At 69.7% G+C, this 20315-nt stretch carries 18 protein-coding genes and 1 pseudogene; 5 read left to right on the forward strand and 14 right to left on the reverse strand.

From position 1 onward, the window contains the following. Window positions 1-2: 2 nt before the first annotated feature. A complete protein-coding gene (locus tag O7601_RS15225; RefSeq protein ID WP_281561791.1) occupies window positions 3-3017 on the reverse strand; it encodes a BTAD domain-containing putative transcriptional regulator in 3015 nt (1004 codons plus the stop codon). A 291-nt stretch (window positions 3018-3308) separates the two neighbouring features. Beyond that, window positions 3309-3617 carry a phosphopantetheine-binding protein gene (locus O7601_RS15230; RefSeq protein WP_281561792.1) on the reverse strand — a complete coding sequence of 103 codons (309 nt, stop codon included), beginning with the start codon at window positions 3615-3617 and terminating at the stop codon, window positions 3309-3311. A gap of 189 nt (window positions 3618-3806) precedes the next feature. Here O7601_RS15230 and O7601_RS15235 point away from each other — a divergent pair, with 189 nt between their 5' ends. Next, a complete protein-coding gene (locus O7601_RS15235; protein ID WP_281561793.1) occupies window positions 3807-4403 on the forward strand; it encodes a phosphopantetheine-binding protein in 597 nt (198 codons plus the stop codon). A gap of 89 nt (window positions 4404-4492) precedes the next feature. Here the strand turns inward: O7601_RS15235 and O7601_RS15240 are convergent, their stop codons facing one another. From O7601_RS15240 to O7601_RS15255, 4 genes are all read right to left on the reverse strand, one after another. Then, window positions 4493-4798, reverse strand: coding sequence for a hypothetical protein (locus tag O7601_RS15240; RefSeq protein ID WP_281561794.1), 306 nt, complete (start codon window positions 4796-4798; stop codon window positions 4493-4495). Window positions 4799-4897: 99 nt separating this feature from the next. Further along, window positions 4898-6061 carry a GDSL-type esterase/lipase family protein gene (locus O7601_RS15245; RefSeq protein WP_281561795.1) on the reverse strand — a complete coding sequence of 388 codons (1164 nt, stop codon included), beginning with the start codon at window positions 6059-6061 and terminating at the stop codon, window positions 4898-4900. Beyond that, window positions 6061-6639 (reverse strand): TetR/AcrR family transcriptional regulator, encoded by a 579-nt coding sequence (locus O7601_RS15250; RefSeq protein WP_281561796.1) that lies wholly within the window; start codon window positions 6637-6639, stop codon window positions 6061-6063. Before O7601_RS15250 ends, O7601_RS15245 begins: the two co-directional genes overlap by 1 nt. 44 nt (window positions 6640-6683) lie before the next feature. After that, window positions 6684-7025, reverse strand: coding sequence for a LuxR C-terminal-related transcriptional regulator (locus O7601_RS15255; RefSeq protein WP_281561797.1), 342 nt, complete (start codon window positions 7023-7025; stop codon window positions 6684-6686). A gap of 337 nt (window positions 7026-7362) precedes the next feature. On the opposite strand from O7601_RS15255, the gene O7601_RS15260 reads away from it, so the two are divergent. After that, a complete protein-coding gene (locus tag O7601_RS15260; protein WP_281561798.1) occupies window positions 7363-8934 on the forward strand; it encodes an alpha/beta hydrolase in 1572 nt (523 codons plus the stop codon). Window positions 8935-8984: 50 nt separating this feature from the next. Here the strand turns inward: O7601_RS15260 and O7601_RS15265 are convergent, their stop codons facing one another. The 5 genes and pseudogenes from O7601_RS15265 to O7601_RS15285 form a co-directional block, all read right to left on the reverse strand. Further along, on the reverse strand, window positions 8985-9197 hold the full coding sequence (locus O7601_RS15265; protein ID WP_281561799.1) for a hypothetical protein: 213 nt from the start codon (window positions 9195-9197) through the stop codon (window positions 8985-8987). Between the two features lie 67 nt (window positions 9198-9264). Then, a pseudogene (locus O7601_RS15270) lies at window positions 9265-9369 on the reverse strand (SigE family RNA polymerase sigma factor); the annotation flags it as partial. 79 nt (window positions 9370-9448) lie between these two features. Continuing rightward, window positions 9449-10219: a hypothetical protein gene (locus O7601_RS15275; protein ID WP_281561800.1), complete on the reverse strand. Its 771-nt coding sequence runs from the start codon at window positions 10217-10219 to the stop codon at window positions 9449-9451. Window positions 10220-10453: 234 nt separating this feature from the next. Further along, window positions 10454-11113 (reverse strand): NAD(P)H-dependent oxidoreductase, encoded by a 660-nt coding sequence (locus O7601_RS15280; protein ID WP_281561801.1) that lies wholly within the window; start codon window positions 11111-11113, stop codon window positions 10454-10456. A 140-nt stretch (window positions 11114-11253) separates the two neighbouring features. Beyond that, window positions 11254-13227 (reverse strand): acyl-CoA dehydrogenase, encoded by a 1974-nt coding sequence (locus O7601_RS15285; protein WP_281561802.1) that lies wholly within the window; start codon window positions 13225-13227, stop codon window positions 11254-11256. 72 nt (window positions 13228-13299) lie between these two features. On the opposite strand from O7601_RS15285, the gene O7601_RS15290 reads away from it, so the two are divergent. Beyond that, window positions 13300-13926 (forward strand): TetR/AcrR family transcriptional regulator, encoded by a 627-nt coding sequence (locus O7601_RS15290; RefSeq protein ID WP_281561803.1) that lies wholly within the window; start codon window positions 13300-13302, stop codon window positions 13924-13926. Window positions 13927-14094: 168 nt separating this feature from the next. Here O7601_RS15290 and O7601_RS15295 read toward each other — a convergent pair whose 3' ends face one another. Both O7601_RS15295 and O7601_RS15300 read right to left on the reverse strand, forming a co-directional pair. Continuing rightward, window positions 14095-15018: an SMP-30/gluconolactonase/LRE family protein gene (locus O7601_RS15295; protein ID WP_281561804.1), complete on the reverse strand. Its 924-nt coding sequence runs from the start codon at window positions 15016-15018 to the stop codon at window positions 14095-14097. A gap of 143 nt (window positions 15019-15161) precedes the next feature. After that, window positions 15162-16388: a serine protease gene (locus O7601_RS15300; protein ID WP_281561805.1), complete on the reverse strand. Its 1227-nt coding sequence runs from the start codon at window positions 16386-16388 to the stop codon at window positions 15162-15164. A gap of 142 nt (window positions 16389-16530) precedes the next feature. Between O7601_RS15300 and O7601_RS15305 the strand changes: the two genes are divergently transcribed. Then, complete coding sequence (locus O7601_RS15305; RefSeq protein WP_281561806.1) at window positions 16531-17394, forward strand: alpha/beta hydrolase; 864 nt, start codon at window positions 16531-16533, stop codon at window positions 17392-17394. A gap of 122 nt (window positions 17395-17516) precedes the next feature. Here O7601_RS15305 and O7601_RS15310 read toward each other — a convergent pair whose 3' ends face one another. Continuing rightward, window positions 17517-18779: a hypothetical protein gene (locus O7601_RS15310; RefSeq protein WP_281561807.1), complete on the reverse strand. Its 1263-nt coding sequence runs from the start codon at window positions 18777-18779 to the stop codon at window positions 17517-17519. Between the two features lie 278 nt (window positions 18780-19057). Between O7601_RS15310 and O7601_RS15315 the strand changes: the two genes are divergently transcribed. Beyond that, window positions 19058-20284: an MFS transporter gene (locus O7601_RS15315; RefSeq protein ID WP_281561808.1), complete on the forward strand. Its 1227-nt coding sequence runs from the start codon at window positions 19058-19060 to the stop codon at window positions 20282-20284. The last annotated feature ends 31 nt before the right edge of the window (window positions 20285-20315 follow it).

A 20315-nucleotide genomic window follows, 5' to 3' on the forward strand; every position in this document is an offset into this window, starting at 1 on the left:
GGTCAGGTCCTCACCTCGCCGGTCGGCTCGTCCCTGTTGCTCTGCGCCGTCAGCCGGCCGGCGGCCCGGCGCAGCGCACCCAGCTCGTCGATGGAGCGTGAGTGCCACGGGTTGTTCTCCTGCATCGCGAATGCGTTCGCGGCCTGCACGAAGAAGTGTTCCGCGGTATCGAACTCACCCCGACCCAGGTACACCCGGCCGAGGCCGAACAGGGCGTGTGCATGGACATTCCGCTCCTGCGTCAGCCGGCAGATCTCCACCGCCTCGCTGAAGTGGATCTCGGCCGCGGTGAACTCGTTCTGCTCCAACATGGCCCCGCCGAGGCCGATCAGGGCATAGGACTGGCCGATGCGGTCGTCCTGCGCCCTCGCCAGATCCAGTGCCGACTGGAAGACGGCCTTCGCGGCCAGTGACTGCCGTGAGTCGGCGAACACCTCACCGAGCCGGTACAACGCCTGCGCCTGAAGGCGGCGGTTACCCAGCTGCTCGCCCAGTGCGAGCGATTCCTTGGCCAGGATCTCGGCCCGCTCGGGGGCTCCAAGATCCAGGTGGCTACGTGCGAGTCCACTCAGTACATGAGCCTGCGCGCCCAGGTCGCCCACTGCCCGGAACTTCTCCAGCGCCTGCTCGTAACGGAGCACCGCCATGTCGGGGCGTCCCTGGATCCGGTCCAGGTGGGCAAGGTTGCGGAGGGTCAACGCCGACCCGGCCTGATCGCCGACCGCATCGAACAGGCTCATCGCGTGCAGCAGGTTCTCGCCATCGTCCTCGGCGTGTTGGGCCAGGCCCAGCGAGCCGAGCGACGCCAACACGGCGGCCTCACCCCGGCGATTGCCGGCCCTGCTGGTGGCCTCCAGCGCGATGTTGTGAGTCGTACGCCATTCGGCGAACAGGCCGCGTCGCTCATACATGGCGACCGATATGGTGGCCAACTCCCAGCACAGCTCGTCCAGCCCCAGCTCCGCCGCCTGGCGGATCGCCACCTCCAGCGTGATGCGCTCCTCGTCGAACCAGGCCGTGGGATCGCCGAGGAAGCGGTCGAACTCGGCACGTGCGCCGGCCCATCGGGGTGCCGTGCCGTGCAGAACCGCGAACCGCCCCCCGTAGATGCGATGATGAGCCTCCTCGGCGAAGGCGAGTAGGGCGCCGAGCGACCGGGTGACCGCCGCTGTGCACGTCTCCCGGTCGTCCTGCGTCAACCGGTGCTCACTGGCGAACACCCGCACCAGCTCGTGGAATCGGTAGCGGGGTTGCTTGGTGAGCGCGGACAGGTGGGCCTCCAGCAACCGGACGTCCACGAGTTCGTCGAGGAGCGCCGTGGCCTGCATGGAGTCGCAGTCCAGCAGGGCCGCCGCGGTCCAGGCGCTGAATTCGTGCAGCTCCATCGCACTGAGCAGCCAGAACAGGGTCTGCGTCGGCGCGGTGAGGGACTCGTGCACGTCAGCGAGCAGCGAGCGGACCGCGACGTCACCGTGGGACAGTTCGTCCAGCCGAGACCGCTCGTCGCGCAGTCGGTCCAGCAGGGTGCCGACGGCCCAGTGCGGATGCGCAGCCAGTCGGACCCCGGCGATCCGCACGGCCAGGGGCAGGCCGCCGCACATCTCGGTCAGCTCCGCTGCGGCCTCCGGCGCCGCGGCGACCCGCTGCTCCCCGCAGATCTGGCCGAGCAGGGTGAGGCTCTCGTCGGCCGACATCATGTCGACATCGACGGCCCGAGCGCCTGGGATACCGGCCAGCCGACGGCGGCTGGTGATCAGCACCGCTGGGCCTGGCACGCCGGGGAGCAGGTCGGCGATCTGGTCCTCGTTGCCCACATCGTCCAGCACGATCAACAGCCGCCGCGATGCGAGCTGGCTCCGCAGCAGGTTGATCCGCTGACCGGGTGCGACCGGGATCGCCGCCGGAGCGACGCCGAGTCCGTGCAGCAGATCGCTGAGTACGGCCTCGGTCGAGCGTGGCTGGGTGGTGCTGCCGTAGAGGCAGGCATAGAGGCTGCCGTTGACGAACTTGGCGCGTAAGAGATGGGCGACGCGCAGGGCCAGCGAGGTCTTCCCGCAGCCCGGCGCGCCGGTGATGACCGCGATCGGCACCTGTTTGGTGTCCTCGCTGGTCAAGTTGGCGGTCAGGGTTTCGATCAGCGCGGCATGGCCGACGAAGTCCGGCAGATCTGCGGGCAACTCCTGCGGACGGTGCACGTTCGTGGCGGTCTCGGTTCGCCCGTCGTCCACCTCACCGCTGATGCTGCTGTCCTGGCTGAGGATCGCGCGTTCCAGCTTGCGCAGGTACTGGCTTGGTTCGATGCCGAGCTCGCCCACCAGGTTGGTGCGGGCGGTACGGTACGTTGCCAGCGCCTCCGCCTGTCGTCCTGACCGATACAGCGCGAGCATGCGGAACCCCCACAGGCGTTCCCGCAGGGGGTACTCCGTGGTCAGTGCGACCAGTTCCTCGACCAACTCCCGATGACCACCCAGGCCCAGACGGATCTCGGCGCGATCCTCCAGCGCCATGATCCGCCGCTCCTCCAGACGGTGGGAGACGACTTCGGCGGCCCGGCCGGGCACTCCGCCCAGCGCCGGTCCGGACCAGATGTCGATGGCACGGTCCAGGTGCGTCAGCGCCTCGTCCAGCCGACCTTTGGCCGCGGCGGCCCGGCCCCGGGCGAGAGCGTCGTCGAACATCAGGTAGTCGAGCTGCTGACGGGACACCCGGATGGAGTACCCGAGAGGGCTGGTGTCGATGATCTCCGGACTGCCGAGAACCCGGCGTAACGCGGAGATGCAGATCTGGATCTGGCCACGCGCGCTGGGCGGCGGAGAATCGTCCCAAACTGCGCCGATCAGCTTTTCCACGGTCACGACATGGTTGGCGGCCATCAGCAAATTGGCCAGCACTATACGTTGCCGCGGGGAGGTTATCGGCACGGGGGAACCATCGACCACGGCTTCCAATGTTCCGAGAACCCGGAACTCGACTCGCACCATGTCAGCCAGCATACGGTACCACGGAACGACGATCATCAATCACGTTTGTTCCGGAAGCCGTTCGGGCGGCAACCGGACGCACTGGAGCGGGCCGCGGAGCAGGGATACCGCGAGTAACCTCAATTCGTCGGCAGACGGTTCGGCGGGTTACAGATCGTCTTACTGCTGACCTGTGACGGGCGAAACCCCGGAAAATTCTGAACGATAGTTTGGTTGCTCAATGTCGTGCGGATCCGGCATGTCGTGTGGTTCCGGCTTGATCGGTTTGTCCGACCCGCGGGATGGGGGCAGCCTTGCCTCGGCTCCGGAACCCACCGGACCCGTCGCTCATCGGCGTCGGATGGGCGCAACCTGTTCGGCGGCGGGGTAACCGGGCACGGCCGCGGCCAGAGTCGTGACGGTCGGCCAGTCGAACAATGCCCGCTCGGGCAGCTGCCGATCCAGGGCGACGCACAACCTGGCTACGGCCTGCGTCGCGAGCACCGAATGGCCGCCGAGGTCGAAGAAGTTGTCGTGTCGCCCGACCTCGTCGAGATTCAGTACCTCGGCCCATACCTCGGCGACGACCCGCTCGGTAGTAGTGACTGGCCTGTCCTCCTCGACGAGCGACGACTGTGCATAGCTGATCTCGTTCATCGTCCATTACCCCCTGGCGGCGACATCGTGGCGTCGAATAGCGAACAGTCGCAGGCTCGCCACTCTCGGGAGAATTGTGGTTCGATCGGCCGGTGCGGACAAGAGTGGGCGGCAAGAAGCAACGGCAGTCAACCACTTCCGGAACTTCTGCCGATTCTTCTCTGCGACCACCGAGGCTTCCATGGCACATTGGCGACTGTTGTCAATCCGCGCCGCCGGCTCGGATTGCCGCCGTTATTGAAGGAGCGGTTGATGGTTGGCTTGGCAGAGCTCGCATCCACCCTGCTGGGGCATCCGGCCGTGCGTGATGCCCGGGCGACGACGATCCGCCACGACGATCGGGACGTCACGATCGGCGTGGTCGAGTTTTCCCAGTACGTGAGCGGGCCGGAGCTTCGTGGCCACGTGTGGGACCGGCTCGGTGCGGGCTGTGGATTGGACGGTGTGCTACTCGTCGACGCCATGCCGCTCGCCGGCAACACGCTCGACACCGAATACGTCCGGTCCGCCGTCATCGCGGGCACGTGCACCCTGTTCGAAGGTCCGGCCGACGGCGTCGAAGAGCGGCTCCTGTCGATCTGGACCAGCACCATGAACCTCAAGTGGATCGGCGTGCACGACGACTTTCTGGACCTCGGCGGCGACTCGATTGTGGCGGTCGAGGTCCTTGCGAAGATCGAGGACGAGTTCGGCACGGCGCTGGACGTCTACGACTTCATGAGCACCTACCACATCCGCGGCGTCGCCGGGCTTCTGAGCGAACCCCGGGTACTTCAGCAGCAGTGAGTGGGCGAGCCGCAGGAGTCGCCGGCGGGTGAGGCGGCCCTCTGGGCGAGAGTCGCTATTCGACGAAAGCGTATGTCAGTAAGACATAATCATGTCTCCATGACATACCCGGTTGGCGGTGACCCGCGGCGGTCGGGTGGTTCGGCCCCTGCGGTGGCGGTTGTCGGGACCTCCGGTTGGAACGCGACGTCTGTCACGTCGGCGACCAGCTCGGTGAGGTCGGTGCCGTACGCGGCCGGTTCAACGATCCGTAGCACCAGCGCGAACGGCCGGTCGGCACCGAACCTGCGGTGGAGTTCGGGCTGATGCTTGGCCAGGTGGCGGGCACCGGCGAGGTTGCCGCCCGCAGTCAGGCCGCCGAGAAAGAACACCGGCCGCCCGCCGCTTGGCGCCACTCCCTCGACCGGTAGCAGCTAGTAGTGCGGTGTCCAGGAACGTTGGCGGTGTCGCCGGCCGGACCCGGCGCGGCCCGGTGAACGATCGTGGACACCACACTAGCTGGCGGCTGGCGGGTTAGCCGTTCGGGCGAACGGGCCGGGAGCGGTGAAGACGTGTTCCGCGAACCGCGTGCCGATCCGCTGATGGGCCTCGGCGCTCGGGTGCAGGCCGTCCGGTAGCGGAAGTTCGGTGGCGTCGGCTGGGCCGTACAACGCGGTGCCGTCGAGGTAGTGCAGGTTCTTGTCGGCGGCGCGGCGGTCCGCCAACGAGCGCAACTCGCGCCGGATGACCTGGAGCGTCAGCCGTCCCAGCGTGACGTCCCCGGGTGTGCCGGTCGCGACGAAGCGTACCTGGTCGGTGCCGATCGACTCGGGGTCGATCGCCCCCGGGCCGGGGGTGTCCTCGTGGATCCCGCAGAACAGCGGTGAGATCAGCAGCAGCGGGGCCTCCGGGTGGCCGTCGCGGATCGTGTCGAGGAAGCCGTGGACGGCGGGGACGAAGGTGCGTAGCCGCATCCCGTCGAGGTTCACCACGTTGATGCCGAGCTTGACGCTGATGTAGTCGGCCGGGGCATCGCGGATCACGCGGGCCAGGAACTGGTCGACGAAGGCGCTGCCGCCCAGGCCGAGGTTGCGCAGCTGGACACCGGCCCGGCGGGCGGCGACGGCCGGCCAGATCTCGCTGGGCGCGAGGGCGTTCGAGCCGTGGCTGATGGAGCTGCCGTGATGTACCCACAGCGGCGACGCGGCGTCGTCCGGCTCGATCGGGGCATCGGCCCGCAGGTCGACCAGTTCCGTGCTCTCGTTGTGCGGCAGCCAGATCTCGATCCGGTGCCGGCCGGCGGGCAGCCCGGAAACGGTGGTCGTGTGTGCCTGCCCGGGATGAAAGGCGCTCTGGCCGCTGGCGAGATCGACCGCGATCCGGTCGCCACCGCCCAGCGTGTCGCGGGCGGCGAGCACGCCGTCGACGTACACGTCGATGCGGCCACGCGGCCGGTCGGCGCCCAGGTAGGCGACCCGGGTCGGGTGGGTCACCAGCTCCAGCGTGCTCGCCGCAGTCTGGAAGACGATGCGTACGCCGGACGGCTGGCTCTCCATCGCGAGCAGCTGGCCGTCCGGGAACTGCTCCCGTACCCAGGTCGGCAGCCGGTGCGGCCGGATGCCGCGCGGCGTCAGCTCGGTCTCGGCGATGCCACGGAGAAGGTCGGACGGGACGGACATCAGTGGTTCCCTTCGGTGGGCCAGGAGCGAAAGGCGGTGTCGAGCGCGCTCAGCGCTCGTTGCCAGGAGGTGTCGGCGGGGGGCTCGCGGTGCCCGAAGCTGCCGGCCACCTCAAGGGCCAGGAAGCCGTTGATGGTCGCGCCGAGCAGCCGGGTGGCATGCACGAGCTCGGTCTCCGGCAGCTGGTAACCACGGAGCATCGCCAGCGTGAGCGCGACCAGCCGGCCGGCGGCGTCCGACCGCACGGTCGCCGCCGCCGCCGGACGTTGCAGGGCGGCCCAACGGCCGGGAGACCGGCGGGCGTAGTCGCGGTGCGCGTCGGCGAGAGCGGTGAGCGCGTCTCGCTGCGCGCGGCCGCCGATGGCGATCGCGATCCGATCGGCCAGCTCGCCGAGGGCGAGTTCCTGGACGCTGTCGAGCAGCGCAGACCGGTCACGGACATGCGAGTAGAGGCTCGCGGTCTGAACGCCGAAGTGACGGGCCAGCGCCGACAGGGTGATGGCGTCGAACCCTTCCCGGTCTGCCAGCTCCGCCGCTGCGGCGATGACGACCGCCGGAGTGAGGTTCGCTCGTGCCATACCCACACCCTACAGCCTGTAGACAAAAACCTAATGGGCGTAGTTTATCCGTTCCTGCCGAGGCGCGACCACAACAGGCAGTTGACGCTCAGGCCGAGGAGCACCGGGCGCAGGGTCAACAACCATGGCCACCCCGGTCCGGACAACTGGAGATCCGAGCGTGGGTACTCCAGGGTGACGGCCGAGGCCAGGTAGTTGCGCACCGTCCCGCGGGACAGGTGCAGGTCGGCGGCGATCTCGGTTGCCGACGCGCCGGCCGCATGCCGGCTGAGGATCTCGCCCTCCCGAACCGATCGGCCAGCGGGCCCCGGTGCCAGCTCTGCCGTCCAGGTCGACCGTACGCCGGGCCGTTCGGAGTCGTGCGACCGCCGGGCGGTTGGACACATGAATCCGGGGTTTCCTATTCATCACGCAATTTGACCGCACGTTGCGATTGGATGCCTCTTGGGTTAGTGCAAACGCGGAGGCCGCTTGTGACCTCTGTCATGTTGACATTCGTCAACTGGATGTCGATCCGCGTCCTGCGGCAACCGCTGCCTTCCCGGTGACCTCGCCATTCACGCGCGCCGCGCGGAACGGCGCAGAAGCCTGTCGTCCCGGTCAATTCGTCCGCGTCCCGAATGGTATTGCCGACGACATTTCCTGGTAACCCCGGGCCGTGGCGTGGTCGCTACGTTCAGCACCGGCCGGCGGGAAGCCGGAAAACGATCTGGGAGAGGGAGCATGCGCAGAAAACTGATCCGGCGATTGCTCGCCGGGGTCACTGTGGGGGTGGTGCTGGCACCGCTCGCCACGTCGTCCGCGTCCGCGGCCCCGGCCGGGGACGTGCAGTGGACGCCGTGTGAGCAGGACGCCAGCGCCCTGTGCGGCACCCTGGAGGTACCTGTCGACTGGGCCGATCCGGACGGGCCGACCATCGAGTTGGCGCTGGCCAAGCGGCCGGCGACGGACCCGACGGTGCGCCGTGGGTCGCTGATCGTGAATCCGGGCGGCCCCGGCGGCTCCGGCGTCGACTCGGCGCTGAGGGCCACCTACGGCGACGCACTGCGCCGCCATTTCGACATCGTCGGATTCGACCCGCGCGGGGTGGCCCGCAGCTCACCGGTCATGTGTACGCTGGAGAAGATCAACGAATTGCCGGTCGAGCCGCTCAAAACCTCCAGCGCATTTGCCCGGATGGTGTCCGCGACTCGCGCTTTGGCGGATGACTGTCGCGCCAACAGTGGGCCGGTATTCGACCACGTGGACACGCTCCAGGTGATCCAGGACATCGACGCGATACGCGCCGCGGTCGGCGACACCCAGCTGAATTTTCTCGGAATGTCGTACGGCACGCTGATGGCCCAGCAGTACGCGGAAATGTATCCGACCCGAGTACGCGCCGTCGTGGCCGACAGCGTGATGGATCACAGCCAGGACGCGCGCGGTTTCGCCGTCACCCAGGCGGCCACCGGGCAGGATTCGTTCGACGAGTTCGTGGCGGGCTGCGCCCGGTTGCCGCAGTGCGCCCTGTACGGCCGGAACATCCGCCAGTTCTGGCAGCGGCTGCTCGACCGCGCCGCCCGAGGTGAGCTGCCGGACCCGGATGATCACACTTACAAGATCACCCAGCGGGATCTGGTCAACTTCGTGTTGGGTAACCTCAACTATCAGCCGTACTGGCTGGAGATCGCGGCCGAGCTGGAGCGGGTCGACGCGGGACGGCCGTCGGGGATGTCGTCGGCGGCGCGGGCGGCGGCCGAGGAACCGCCGACCGTGGTGCCCTTCGCGTACCAGGCGGTGCTCTGTCAGGACTGGAACCTGAAGGCAGCCAACGTCACCCAGTGGCGGTCGATCCTCGCCGACGCACAGCGCGTCGCGCCGGATCTACCGGACCCGCCCCGAGCGTCGGTCGGCGCGATCTGCCTGGGCTGGCCGACCCCGGCGGACAACCCGCAGCGGCGGATCAACCCGACAAACGAGTCGCAGTTGCTGCTCGTCAACTCGTTGCACGATCCGGCGACCGGTTACAACTGGGCACTCGGTGCCGCCGACCAGTTCGCCGACCATGCCGAACTGCTGACCTACGAGGGTTGGGGGCACATCGTGTACGGCCGCGTCAGCTGCGCGGACGAGGCCATCGAGGCGTATCTGATCGACCAGGTGGTGCCGGCGGAAGGCACCCGTTGCGCGGCAGCCCCGCCGCCGGGCACGACGTCGGCCCGTGGCCGGGCGTCGAGCCAGGATTCCGGCCCCGTCGCGCAGCCGCCGGTGCCACTGCGCAGTGAACCGGCGTTGCCGACCTGGCTGTTCTGACCGATCGGGACGGAGGCGGTCGGTTCGCCGAGGCGAGCCGACCACCTCCGTCACCGCCGCAGCTGGCGGTTCTCCCACCAGAGGGCGAGTTGCTCCGGCTCCGGTATGCGGCGATCCCGCCCACCGCACAGACGATCAGGGCGGTCCAGATCCAGAACCGGCCGCCCACGCCGCGCGGCCGTCGCCAACGCCCGCTGCTCCACCTGGTACGCGGGAACCTGCGCCGCCGTGACGCGCAGCACTTCCCGCAGCCGCGTGGTCATCGCGCGCTCCTCTCCGGCACCAGGTCGACCAGGTCCGGGGCCACCGCGCGAAGCCGGACCAGCGCGTCGTGCCCACGTACGCCTCGGGGTCACCGTCGCGGATCCGCCGCCAGTGCCGGTTCGTCCGCGCGAGTGCGCTCTGGAGAAGGTCCTCGGCCAGTTGATGGTCGCCGGGGTGGCGCGCGTACCTCGTTCGGCCTACCGAGTGATGAATGGAGCGGCGTGCCGCCCTGACCTGACCGGTAGCGGCACTAGCGCTGCCACGTGTCGAGGGCGTCGACCGCCGCCCGCACGAAGTCGTCCACCAGCGCGGGGTCGCCGCTGGTGCCCTCCCAACCCTCGTCGTGCAGCAGGGTCACCGCGTCGGCCACCCGCACCACGGCGATCTGCGTGGTCGTCGTCTCGCCCTCGACGAGGTCGCCCGGCAGGTTCCGCGCCGGCCGCACCTGGACGACGAGCAGTCCCCCGTCACCGGCGTCGGGCAACCCCTCGCTGCGGACCTTCACGGTGTCCCCGTTGCCGATGGTGAAGGACGCGCAGTCGGCGAGCGTCGCGCGGAGCCGCCGAAGGTAGTCCGCCGCGCCGTCGTCCGAGAACGTGAAGATCGTCTGTGCGATCGTGCCGTACGGCACGTTGGAGGGCGGGTCGTCGGGCTGCCGGTAACCGGTCATCATCGCGGCGCTTGCGGTGACCGACCGGCCGCCGGTGCCGAACCCGTCCTCGCACAATTCGGGTAGGGCGTCGGCGACGGGCATCGTGCGTGGGGGAAGCTTCCGCAGCTCCGCCGGCAGTTCGAGGAAGGCCGACTTGGGGATGACCACGGTCACATCGGCCGTGGGGGAGGCTGCGGCCGGCTCCGTCGCGGCGCTCGACGTCGAAGGTGGCGGGGTGGGGGTCGTCGGCCCGTCGGTCGCGTCGGTGCCTCCGCATCCGGCGGTGACCGCGAGGGCACCGACCAACGGCAGCACCAGCGCCGCGACCCGGCGTGTCCGTCCGGCCCGCTGCTTCACGTTCAGGCCCATCGCGTCGCCCCCCTTGTCGGATTGCGGCTCTCCTGCCCACCGGCGAACCCGGCGAAACTGTCGGCCGGCGTGTCCGCCGATCGACCCCCGAGTCGAGGCAAGTGCCAGACCGGCGGCAGCCGCCGACCGGGACGGCTGAGGGGCGATGTCGGGCAAGACCCCGACGGCCGGACGCCCGGTGTCGCACCAGGGGGTGCGGCACCGGGCGTCCCGGTCGGTTCTCGGCGGACCAGCTCAGACCGAGACCGGCAGGTCGCCGAGGGCGCGCCCGGCCTCCCGAGCGGCCTCCAGGGCCTCGGCGTGCATCTGCGCGGCCTGCTCGGTGAATGAGTCGAGCGCCGGGTTGACGCCGACGAGGGTGAACTCGCGCTCGATCACAGTGAGCTCGGCGCCCCAGCAGTCGGCGATGATGCGGCGCAGGTACGGCGTCGCGTGGTCCCAACCCTCCCGGGGCGTGCCACCGCCGTACGCCCCGCCACGCACCGTCGCGAGCACGACCCGCTTGCCCGCCAGGAACGGCTGGGCGAACGCTCGCTGGTCGGTGCTGACCAGGTCGACGTACGCCTTGAAGTGCTGTGAGACGCCGTAGTTGTAGAGCGGCACGGCGAACAGGATGGCGTCCGCGGCGAGCAGCTCGTCCACAAGTGTCGCGGCGAGGTCGACGGCCTCGCGCTGCTCGCTGGTGTGCTCCTCCGGCGCGGTCATCCCGGCGGTGACCGCCGCGGCCCAGACGGTCGCGGGCAGGGGATCGACGCCGATGTGGCGACGTTCGATCGTGTCACCGGGGCGCGCGGCGAGCCACTCCGCCTCCACGATGTCCGCGATCTCGCGGCTCGCCGAGCCGTGGGTGCGGATGCTGGCATCCAGCCGGAACAGGGTCACGACAACTCCCATACGTGTTAGGTTCAAGCTTGAACCCGACGATAGCCGGCAAGGGTTCAAGCTTGAACCGAATGCGAGATGCCTCACCCTGATGGCGAGGTGCGCCCGGGTGCGCTTGCGACGTTTGCGCGCCGTGCGGTGGCGGTCGCGACCTACGCGATGGTGGTGTCGTGAGCGGTCATGGTGTCCTGACGGCCGGGTTCCTCGCGCAGGATGGCGGCGTGCAGCCAGATGTCCGGGATCGCGAACCCGTCCACCAGTGTCCGCATCTGCGGGCGCAGCTCCTTGAGCAGGCTGTTCACCACGGCGGTGATCGCCTTCGAGCGGGCCGGTGTGAGTCGGCCGTGCTCCAGCAGCCACCCCTTGTGGGATTCGATGACGCTGAGGGCGTACAGGTCGCAGACGCGGGAGAGCAGCGCCCGGACCGCCGGGTCCGCGGTGTCCTCGATACCGGCGACGAACGCCTCCAAAGTGATCCGGTCGATGTGCGCGGCGGCGGCGGTGAGGACGTGGTCCTGGACGTCATTGAAGATGTCGAAGGGGCGGTCCTGCTTGCTGCTCGCGCCGTTGCGCAGGCGGCGGATGGCCCCTTCGAGCAGGTGCTTCTCACGGTCGTCGAAGATCTTGAGCTGCCAGCCCCGGTCGGTCACGGCGACCTCCTCGTCGCGGCCGGGCACGGCGCTGATGAGTTGTTGGATCAGCGACCGTGCGGCGGTGCGTTCGAGCACCATCTCCCGGACCTGCTCGGCGACGAAGGAGGCGCGACCCCAGCCGTCCAGTGAGCCGAACTCGTCCCGGTAGCCGGTGAGCAGCCCCTTGGCGACCAGTTGCAGCAGGACCGTGTTGTCGCCCTCGAAGGTGGTGAACACGTCGGTGTCGGCCCGCAGGCCCGGCAACCGGTTCTCGGCCAGGTAACCGGCGCCGCCGCACGCCTCGCGACACAGCTGGATGGTGCGGGCCGCGTGCCAGGTCTGTGCGGCCTTGAGCCCGGCGGCGCGGGATTCCAGCTCCCGCTGCCGGCGCTCGTCGAGCGGGCCGTCGCCGCCCTGCACCTCGTGCACCGCGGCGACCAGTTCGGCCTGGGCGAAGTGCAGCGCGTACGTGGTGGCCAGGGCGGGCAGCAGCTTGCGCTGGTGGGCCAGGTAGTCGTTGAGCAGCACCTCCCGCTCCGCGTCGCTGGTGCTGAACTGGCGGCGGATGTCGCCGTAGCGGACCGCGATGGTCAACGCCGACTTGGTGGCCGACGACGCGGCGCCACCCACGCTGACCCGGCCCCGGACCAGGGTGCCGAGCATGGTGAAGAAGCGTCGGGAGTCGTTCTCGATCGGGCTGGAGTAGGTGCCGTCCTCGGCGACCTGGCCGTACCGGTCCAGCAACATGTCCCGGGGAACCGTCACGTGGTCGAAGCTGAGTCGCCCGTTGTCCACCCCGAGCAGGCCGGCCTTGGGCCCGGCGTCACCGATGGTCACGCCGGGCAGCGGGTTGCCCCGCTCGTCGCGGATCGGCACCAGCCACGCGTGTACGCCGTGCCGCCGCCCTTCGGTGACCAGCTGCGCGAAGACCACCGCCATCCGCCCGTCCCGGGCCGCGTTGCCGATGTAGTCCTTGCGGGCCGCCTCGTGCGGGGTGTGCAGGTCGAAGGTCTGCGTCCGGGGATCGTAGGTGCAGGTGGTGCGCAGCTGCTGGACGTCGGAGCCGTGCCCGGTCTCGGTCATTGCGAAGCAGCCCAGGATCCGGCCGGAGATGATGTCCCGAAGGTAGGCGTCGTGGTGACGTCTGGTGCCCAGGGCCGCCACCGCGCCGCCGAACAGACCCCACTGCACGCCGGCCTTGACCATCAGCGAGAGGTCGACCTGCGCCAGCATCTCGGTGGCGATGATCGAGCCGCCGACGTCGGATCCGCCGCCGTACTGGGTGGGAAAGGCCGACGCGATACCCAACTTGACGGGCAGTTCGCCGAGCAGTCGGGTGATCCGCTCACGCGCCTGATCGCCGGTTTCGCCGTACACCGGGAGGAAACGCTCGTCGAGGTGCTTGCGGTGCGCGTTGCGGACCTCGGCCCACGGTCCGTCGAGCACCTGCTGAAGGCGGGCGAGGTCGACGGGGCCGGGTGCTTGACTGGGCATGGCTACCTCGCAGGATGCTGGTTGGGTACAGCTCGTACCCAATCCAGGGTACCGAGCCGCTACAGTGATCAGGTGAGCAATGCGGCGGTGAAACGGGACACCATCGCCGCCCGCCGTGCCGGCGGCATCCCGCAGGAGCGGGCCCGGCGGCGGCAGGCGATCGTCGAGGCCGCGGTCCGCGTCATCGAGGAACACGGCACCGACACCGGGCTGGGCACGGTGGCCGACCGAGCCGGGCTGCCCAGACCGCACGTCTACCGCCATTTCGCCAGCAAAGGCGACCTCGACCAGTCCGTCGCCCGGCACGCCGCCCGCCTGGTGAGCGCCTGGATCCGTCCGTCGCTGTCGGCCCCGGGCACCCCGCCGGAGGTGGTGCACGGCATCGTCGGCCGGGTGTTGAGCTGGGCGGTGGCCCACCCCAACCTCTACCGGTTCCGGGCCCGCCTCGGCACCGCGTACGCCGTTCCCGAGATCACCGAGGCCGCCGTTGCCAACCTGCGTGCCGCCGGGTACTCGGCACACCTGCCCGCGTACGTGGTGGCCAGCGTCGTCGGCATGGTCGACGCCGGCATCATCTGGTGGTTCGATCACCGGGACGAGGTCGGGCCGGAGCAGCTCAACGACTGGCTCGCCGCGCAGGTCTGGCGGGTCGTCGCCGAGGCGGCCCAGCGATCACCGTCGGCGTCCGACGACGGGTGACCGGCGCCGCTCGGGCACTCACGATCTGAGCGCCTCCGGCAGTGGCTTGCGCGCGGGCGGCGAAGTCGGCGATGACCTGGGGTCATCCAACGCTCCAGGGCTCCCCGGTCCGCCGCACCGGACCGATCGCTGGTGTCCGGGTGCTCCGACCAGCGCACCTCGATGTGTCTACCCGGTGGCCAGGCCGGTCGTCGGGCCTGCGCCGGTGACGTTGAGGGCGAGTGAGTAGACCGAGGTCGTGGCCGTCACGAACAGCAGGTTGCGCTTACGGCCACCGAAGGCGAGGTTCGAGCAGATCTCCGGTAGCCGGAGCTTGCCGAGCAGGGTGCCCTCCTGGTCGAAGCAGTGCAGCCCGTCGTGGGCGGCGACCCACAGCCGCCCCTCCCGGTCGAGTCGAATCCCGTCGAACGACCCGGCGTCACAGTCGGCGAGCACGCCACGGTCCCGCAGTGTCCCGTCGGAGTCCACGTCGAAGTGCCGGAGGTGCCGGCGTCGGGTGTCGGCGATGAACAGCCGACGCTCGTCGGCCGAGAACGCCAGACCGTTGGGGCGCAGGAAGTCGTCGGCGACCCGTTCCACCCGACCGTCGGGCCGGCAGCGGTAGACGTGGCAGCCGTCCAGCTCCGAATCCGCCCGGTGCCCCTCGTAGTCGCTGTCGATGCCGTAGCTCGGGTCGGTGAACCACAACGAGCCGTCGCTGGTCTCCACGACGTCGTTCGGGCTGTTGAACCGCTTGCCCTGCCAACGGTCCGCCACCACGGTCAGCGACCCGTCGGGCTCGGTACGGGTGACCCGGCGGTGGCCATGCTCGCACGTCACGACGCGGCCGAGGCGGTCGATCGTACGGCCGTTGGGGTAGCCGGCGGGCGTCTGGAAGACGTCGCAGCGCCCGGTCAGCTCGTCCCAACGCAGCACCCGGTCATTCGGGATGTCACTGAACAGCAGGCAGCGCCACGCGGGGGAGTACGCCGGCCCCTCCAGCCAACGCCCGCCGTCGAACAGTCGTTGCATCGCGTGGTCCCCGCTGACCGCCTGGAACCGCTCGTCCAGGACGTCCCAGCGGGTTGGTACGCGCTCGACCGAATTCATCATGCACCCCCCGTGCCCGTGGCGAGCCTGGCGAAGGCCGTCGTACCGGATGGTACGGCGGCCTCGGGTGGGCGGCCCCACGAGGGCCGGTGCGACCGGTGGCGGCCCGGGGTCGCGTGGTCCGCCACCGGGCCGCCACGGCGGTGTCAGCCGTTGTCGATCAGACTCGCGATCTCGTTGTAGATCAGGTGCGCCTTGGCCCCCTGGTTGGACGGACAGCCACCGAGATGGTGCAGGGCGATCACCCGATGGCTGCTGTTCAGCACCGGTGAGCCCGAGTTGCCGCCGGAGGTGTCGCAGCTGTAGCTGATGTTCCAGGTGTTGTAGTTGGCGTTCCGGACGGTGCAGCGCGCGCCGTTCTGGGTGTCCTCGAAGATGGACAGACGCTTCGGGCTGCCGTCACCGTGCCCCGGGATGTACATCTGCGTCCCGGTGGTGGTGGCGGACGTCGCCAGGTAGAGCGTGCCGAAGCCCTGGATGGCGGCGAAGTTGTTCACCGAGAACAGGGCGTAGTCGAGCTGGCTGGAGCCACCGCTGCTCACCCGGTAGAGCGTCGCACCACTCACCTTGGTGCCGGGCCCGGGGTTCGCGCCGCCGCAGGTGGCGCACTGGTAGTTGAACTGCATCTCGCTGCCGCTGACCGCGGACTGGGTCGAGAAGCAGTGTTTGTTGGTCAGCATGCGGTTGGTGTTGCCGACCCGCCAGGTGGTGCACATGCCGCCGCCACTGATCAGCAGCCGGGCCACCGCGTTGCCCCGGGCGTACTCGGTGGGGTGGCTGCTCTGGTAGCAGACCACGTCGCGGCGGGCGTCGGTGCTGCAGACCGACTGGGTGGAGAAGTTGTGCTGACCGATCTCCGTGCGGTCGTAGCCGCGCCAGAACCGGTCGATGGTCGCGGCGCTGCCCCGGGAGGAACGGTTGCTGTGCAGCGTCACCACCGCCGTGTCGCCCTCCACCGACATCGCCCAGAAACCCGGCCGCCCGTCCGTGGTGTAGTCCGCGCCGGTCGCCCGGTTCAGGTGGCGGTCGTACCGGTAGCTCTCCCGACCATCCGGGCTCGACACGGTGACGTACTCCCCGGGAGCCAGCCGCAGCGAGCTGAAGTGCACCTTGATGTACGTGGCGCCCGGGTGCTGAATGACCTGGGTCCGGCTGGCGCGGGCGTACGACAGGGAACTGTCGACGGTGCGCAGCTCGCCTACGGTCGTCACGCCCTCGGCCGAGAACTGGTCGGACTCGGGCGCCCGGTCGGACAGTGGCGTGATCGGCCGCACCGGTTGTGCCGCGGCCGGGGCCGACAGCAGGGACAGGCCGAGTGTGCAGGCGGCGAGTGTGACGGTCGCGGTGCGTAGGCGGCGCAGGGCAGGTTTCATCGTCGCTCCTCCCAGGAAGCGGAACCTGAACGATTCCTAAGCCTTCATACCGAAGCTGATCGATGTATGCAAGATAATCGATGAGTAATACCGCCTCTCGGCCCGTCTGTTGACGTAGAGCCGATCTGGGTACTGGAGGCACATGTTCGAGGGCTTCACTGACGAGCGGGTCGACGTGGGCGAGGTGGAGCTGCGCGTCCGGCACGCCGGGCGTGGTCCCGCCGTCCTGCTCGTGCACGGACATCCGCGTACCGGATCGACCTGGCACCGCGTCGCCCCGAGGCTGGTGGATCGCGGGTTCGCCGTGGTCTGCCCCGACATGCGGGGCTACGGCCGGTCCGGCAAGGCGCGGATCCTGCCGGATCACTCCCAGCAGTCCAAGCGCGTGGTGGCGGCGGACATGGTCCGACTCATGCACAAACTCGGCCACCCGACGTTCGCCGCCGTCGGGCACGATCGCGGTTGCTACGTGGCGCTGCGCCTGGCGCTCGACCATCCCGACACCGTCAGCCGGCTGGTGGTCATCGACGGCGTACCCATCAGCGAGGCTCTCGCCAGGTGCGACGCGACGTTCGCCCGGAACTGGTACCACTGGTTCTTCTTCGCCCAGCCGGACAAGCCGGAACGGGCCATCGGCGCCGATCCCGACGCCTGGTACGGCGACAAGGCGCGACCGGATCGAATGGGAACTGACAACCACCGGGAGTTCCGGCAGGCCATCCACGACCCGGCGACGGTACGGGCGATGCTGGAGGACTACCGCGCCGGCCTCGGGGTCGACCGGATGCACGAGGAGGCCGACCGGCGGGCCGGGCGTACGGTCCGGTGCCCCACCCTGCTGCTCTGGTCGACTCGGGACGACCTGGAGGATCTCTACGGCGACCCGCTCGCCGTCTGGCGTCCCTGGGCCGACGATCTGCGCGGCCATCCGATCGAGTCCGGGCATCACGTCGCCGAGGAGAACCCCGAGGACCTGACCGCCGCCCTGTACCACTTCCTCGCCTGACCGGGCCGACAGCGACGACCCCCGGCCTCCTGGCGCTGGCGTGCACACCAGCGTGAGCCAGGGGGGCGGGCCCGTCGGTCGCGCCGCGCTCGGGTCAGCGGTGCAGGCGGTACGCCGCCGGATCAGGACGCCTGACGTCGGAGGTGTTCGGCGAAGGCGGACTGACTGCCCAGCATGACCATGATCGCGTTGCGGTAGGCGACCGACGCCCACAGGTGCAGTTCCTCGTCGTCGAGGCCGCCGAAGATGCCGGCGAGGGCCCTGCGCGCGCGGCGGTCGAGGACCTTCTGCGGTCGGGCGAGCAGTTCGCCCTCGCGGCGCAGCGCGTTGAGGTAGGCGGCCACGGCCGAGGTGTACGCGGGACCGCCGAGCTCCTCCAACATGCCGAACTCGAAGAGGTGCAGCGCCGCCTCCGACTCCCAGTCCGGATCACGCTGGACGTGACGGATCAGCATCACGTGCCGCGCCTCGAACAACAGCAGGATTCCACGGCCGAGCCGACTCAGCGGCCGGCGGCTCGACGGCAGCCGCAACGTGCGTACCGGTCGTCCGGCGGCCACGTCCACCGCACCGGCGAAGTTGGGCATCCGCTCGCCGCCGGGCACCGGATCGGGTACCAGGCACACCCGATCCGCGTAGACCAGGTCATGCCGACCGGAGAGCGACCGCATCGCCGTCGCGGCAACCTCGTCGAAGGGACGGTCGTCGGCCGGTGCGCCCGGGTCGAGGGCGTAGACCATGCCGGGCAGGCCGGCCGTAGGGACACCCAGGACCGCTGAACTCCGCAGGAAGCCCCACGTCGTTGCGGCCCATCGGCTGCGCCGGGCCACCTCGGCGGCGGTGTCCCGCCAGTCGCGGGCGAGCCGCAGCCGCTCCCGGACGTCGGCGGCGTCGGTCACCTCCAGCAACCCCCGAGGCAGCGCCGCCACGGGATCCACGTCGAGCGGATCGGTGACCACGGACGGACCGATCGCCGCGTGTTCGGCGCAGTCCGCATCGGTGTGCGGATCGCCGGTCGCGCCGTGACAGTCTCCCAGCCAGGTGGCCTCACGACTCACCGACTGCCGGGCGAACGCCGGCGCCGGCAACATGCCGGCGCGCAGGACCCGCTCGTACTGCACCCGGGCCCGGGCCGTCCGCAACATGTCGAGCGGCAGGACCGGGGCCAGTTTCAGGACCGCCTCGATGATCAGGCAGTGCGGGCAGACGGGCCCGTCCGGGTCGATCACGCGGAACTCCCGCAGCTGGTCGAGACCGGGCTGCTCCCACTGCACGCCGATGGCACCGCCCTCACGCAGCATCAGGTAGAGGTGAGTGGTGGCCTGCCGTTCCTGGGTGACGGCCACGATCTCGTCGAGGAACCGCCGCCGGCTGATCTGCTCCACCGGGTCACTGTATCGACCGACGTCGTGTCCATGGACGCGTCGCGACCCGGGCGAAAACCGGTGTCGGCAAACGGACTCGGGTGACTATCGTCGCGTCGACATCCGTCGAAGGACAGGAGTTGAGATGCGCCTCGACCTGGTCACGGCCCCCGCTCCGGCGCGAGAGTCCACCGTGCGCTGACCTTTGCGGATCGCCGTCGGTCCACCGGCGGCGGCGGTGCTCCTCGCTGCGGAGCGGTCCCCTGACGGCCGTTTCCCTTCCCGATCGAGGAGCAATCTTGCGTGCCCTGATATCCGCGCGTCTCGGCGCGGACTTCGCCAAACTCTGGACCGCCTCGGCGGTGTCCAACGTCGGCGACGGCATCACCATGGCGGCCGGCCCGCTGCTGGTCGCCTCCATCACCGACAGCCCGGCGCTGATCGCCGGTGCCGTCTTCGTGCAACAGCTGCCCTGGTTGTTGTTCGCCCTGCTCAGTGGTGCCTACGTGGACCGGCTCGACCGGCGTCGCCTGGTGGTGACGGTGAACCTGGCACGGGCCGTCGCGCTCGCCACGCTTACCGTCACCGTCGCCACCGAGACCGTCACGGTGGTCGTCTGCTACGCGGTGCTGTTCCTGCTCGGTACGGGGGAGACGCTGGCCGACACCGCCATGGGTGCGCTGTTGCCGTCGGTGGTCGCCCCGGACCGGCTGCCGAGCGCGAACGCGCGGCTCTACGCCACCTTCACCATCGGCAACCAGTTCCTGGCCAAGCCGTTGGGTGCCGGGCTGTTCGTCATCGCCGCGGCGGCGCCGTTCGGCCTCAACGCACTCACGTTCGCCGTCGCCGCGTTGCTGCTGACGAGGATGCGACCGGCCCCGGCACCGGCGGCCACGACGCACGCGGCGGTGGTCCGCTCGATCGGCGAGGGGGTGCGCTGGCTGTGGCGGCACCGGTTGCTGCGGACTCTGGCCCTGAGCATGGGCGTGGCTAACGTCGCCTTCTGCGTCGCCTTCGCGGTGTTCGTGCTCTACTGCCGGCAGCGTCTGGGCGTCTCCGACGTCGGTTACGGCTTCCTGCTCACCGCGTTCGCGGTCGGTGGGCTGGCCGGCACGGCGGCGGCGACCCGACTCGTCCGGAGGGTCGGACGAACCGCGGTGCTGCGGGGCGGGCTGGTCATCGAGATGGTCACGCACCTGATCCTGGCGACCACGACCGCGGTATGGGTCGTGGTGGTCGTCCTGGTCGTGTTCAGCGCGCACGGCATGGTCTGGGGAGTCACCGTCGCGTCGCTGCGGCAACGGCTGGTGCCGTCCCGGTTGCTCGGCCGGGTCGGCAGCGCGTACGCGGTGCTCGATCTTGGCGGGGCGGCGGTCGGCTCCCTCCTGGGTGGCCTGATCGCCGCCGTGTGGGGCGTCACGACCCCGTTCTGGATCGCCGGGGTGACGATGGCGGTCGTCGTTCTCGCCGCCTGGCGGCCGCTGACCCAGAGTCCAAACCGGTCGGAGACTATCGAAGAGAGCTGATTACCGTACCATCGGGCTGTTCTTCCCTGGG

Origin of the sequence: Verrucosispora sp. WMMD573 (assembly GCF_027497175.1) — a bacterium.
Lineage (GTDB): Bacteria > Actinomycetota > Actinomycetes > Mycobacteriales > Micromonosporaceae > Micromonospora.

What these genes read in the sequence shown, in the direction of transcription:
- O7601_RS15225 (WP_281561791.1), bottom strand. Translation starts at nt 3,017, where the DNA reads ATGATCGTCGTTCCGTGGTACCGTATGCTGGCTGACATGGTGCGAGTC.
- O7601_RS15230 (WP_281561792.1), bottom strand. Translation starts at nt 3,617, where the DNA reads ATGAACGAGATCAGCTATGCACAGTCGTCGCTCGTCGAGGAGGACAGG.
- O7601_RS15245 (WP_281561795.1), bottom strand. Translation starts at nt 6,061, where the DNA reads ATGTCCGTCCCGTCCGACCTTCTCCGTGGCATCGCCGAGACCGAGCTG.
- O7601_RS15250 (WP_281561796.1), bottom strand. Translation starts at nt 6,639, where the DNA reads ATGGCACGAGCGAACCTCACTCCGGCGGTCGTCATCGCCGCAGCGGCG.
- O7601_RS15255 (WP_281561797.1), bottom strand. Translation starts at nt 7,025, where the DNA reads ATGTGTCCAACCGCCCGGCGGTCGCACGACTCCGAACGGCCCGGCGTA.
- O7601_RS15260 (WP_281561798.1), top strand. Translation starts at nt 7,363, where the DNA reads ATGCGCAGAAAACTGATCCGGCGATTGCTCGCCGGGGTCACTGTGGGG.
- O7601_RS15265 (WP_281561799.1), bottom strand. Translation starts at nt 9,197, where the DNA reads ATGACCACGCGGCTGCGGGAAGTGCTGCGCGTCACGGCGGCGCAGGTT.
- O7601_RS15275 (WP_281561800.1), bottom strand. Translation starts at nt 10,219, where the DNA reads ATGGGCCTGAACGTGAAGCAGCGGGCCGGACGGACACGCCGGGTCGCG.
- O7601_RS15280 (WP_281561801.1), bottom strand. Translation starts at nt 11,113, where the DNA reads ATGGGAGTTGTCGTGACCCTGTTCCGGCTGGATGCCAGCATCCGCACC.
- O7601_RS15285 (WP_281561802.1), bottom strand. Translation starts at nt 13,227, where the DNA reads ATGCCCAGTCAAGCACCCGGCCCCGTCGACCTCGCCCGCCTTCAGCAG.
- O7601_RS15295 (WP_281561804.1), bottom strand. Translation starts at nt 15,018, where the DNA reads ATGATGAATTCGGTCGAGCGCGTACCAACCCGCTGGGACGTCCTGGAC.
- O7601_RS15300 (WP_281561805.1), bottom strand. Translation starts at nt 16,388, where the DNA reads ATGAAACCTGCCCTGCGCCGCCTACGCACCGCGACCGTCACACTCGCC.
- O7601_RS15305 (WP_281561806.1), top strand. Translation starts at nt 16,531, where the DNA reads ATGTTCGAGGGCTTCACTGACGAGCGGGTCGACGTGGGCGAGGTGGAG.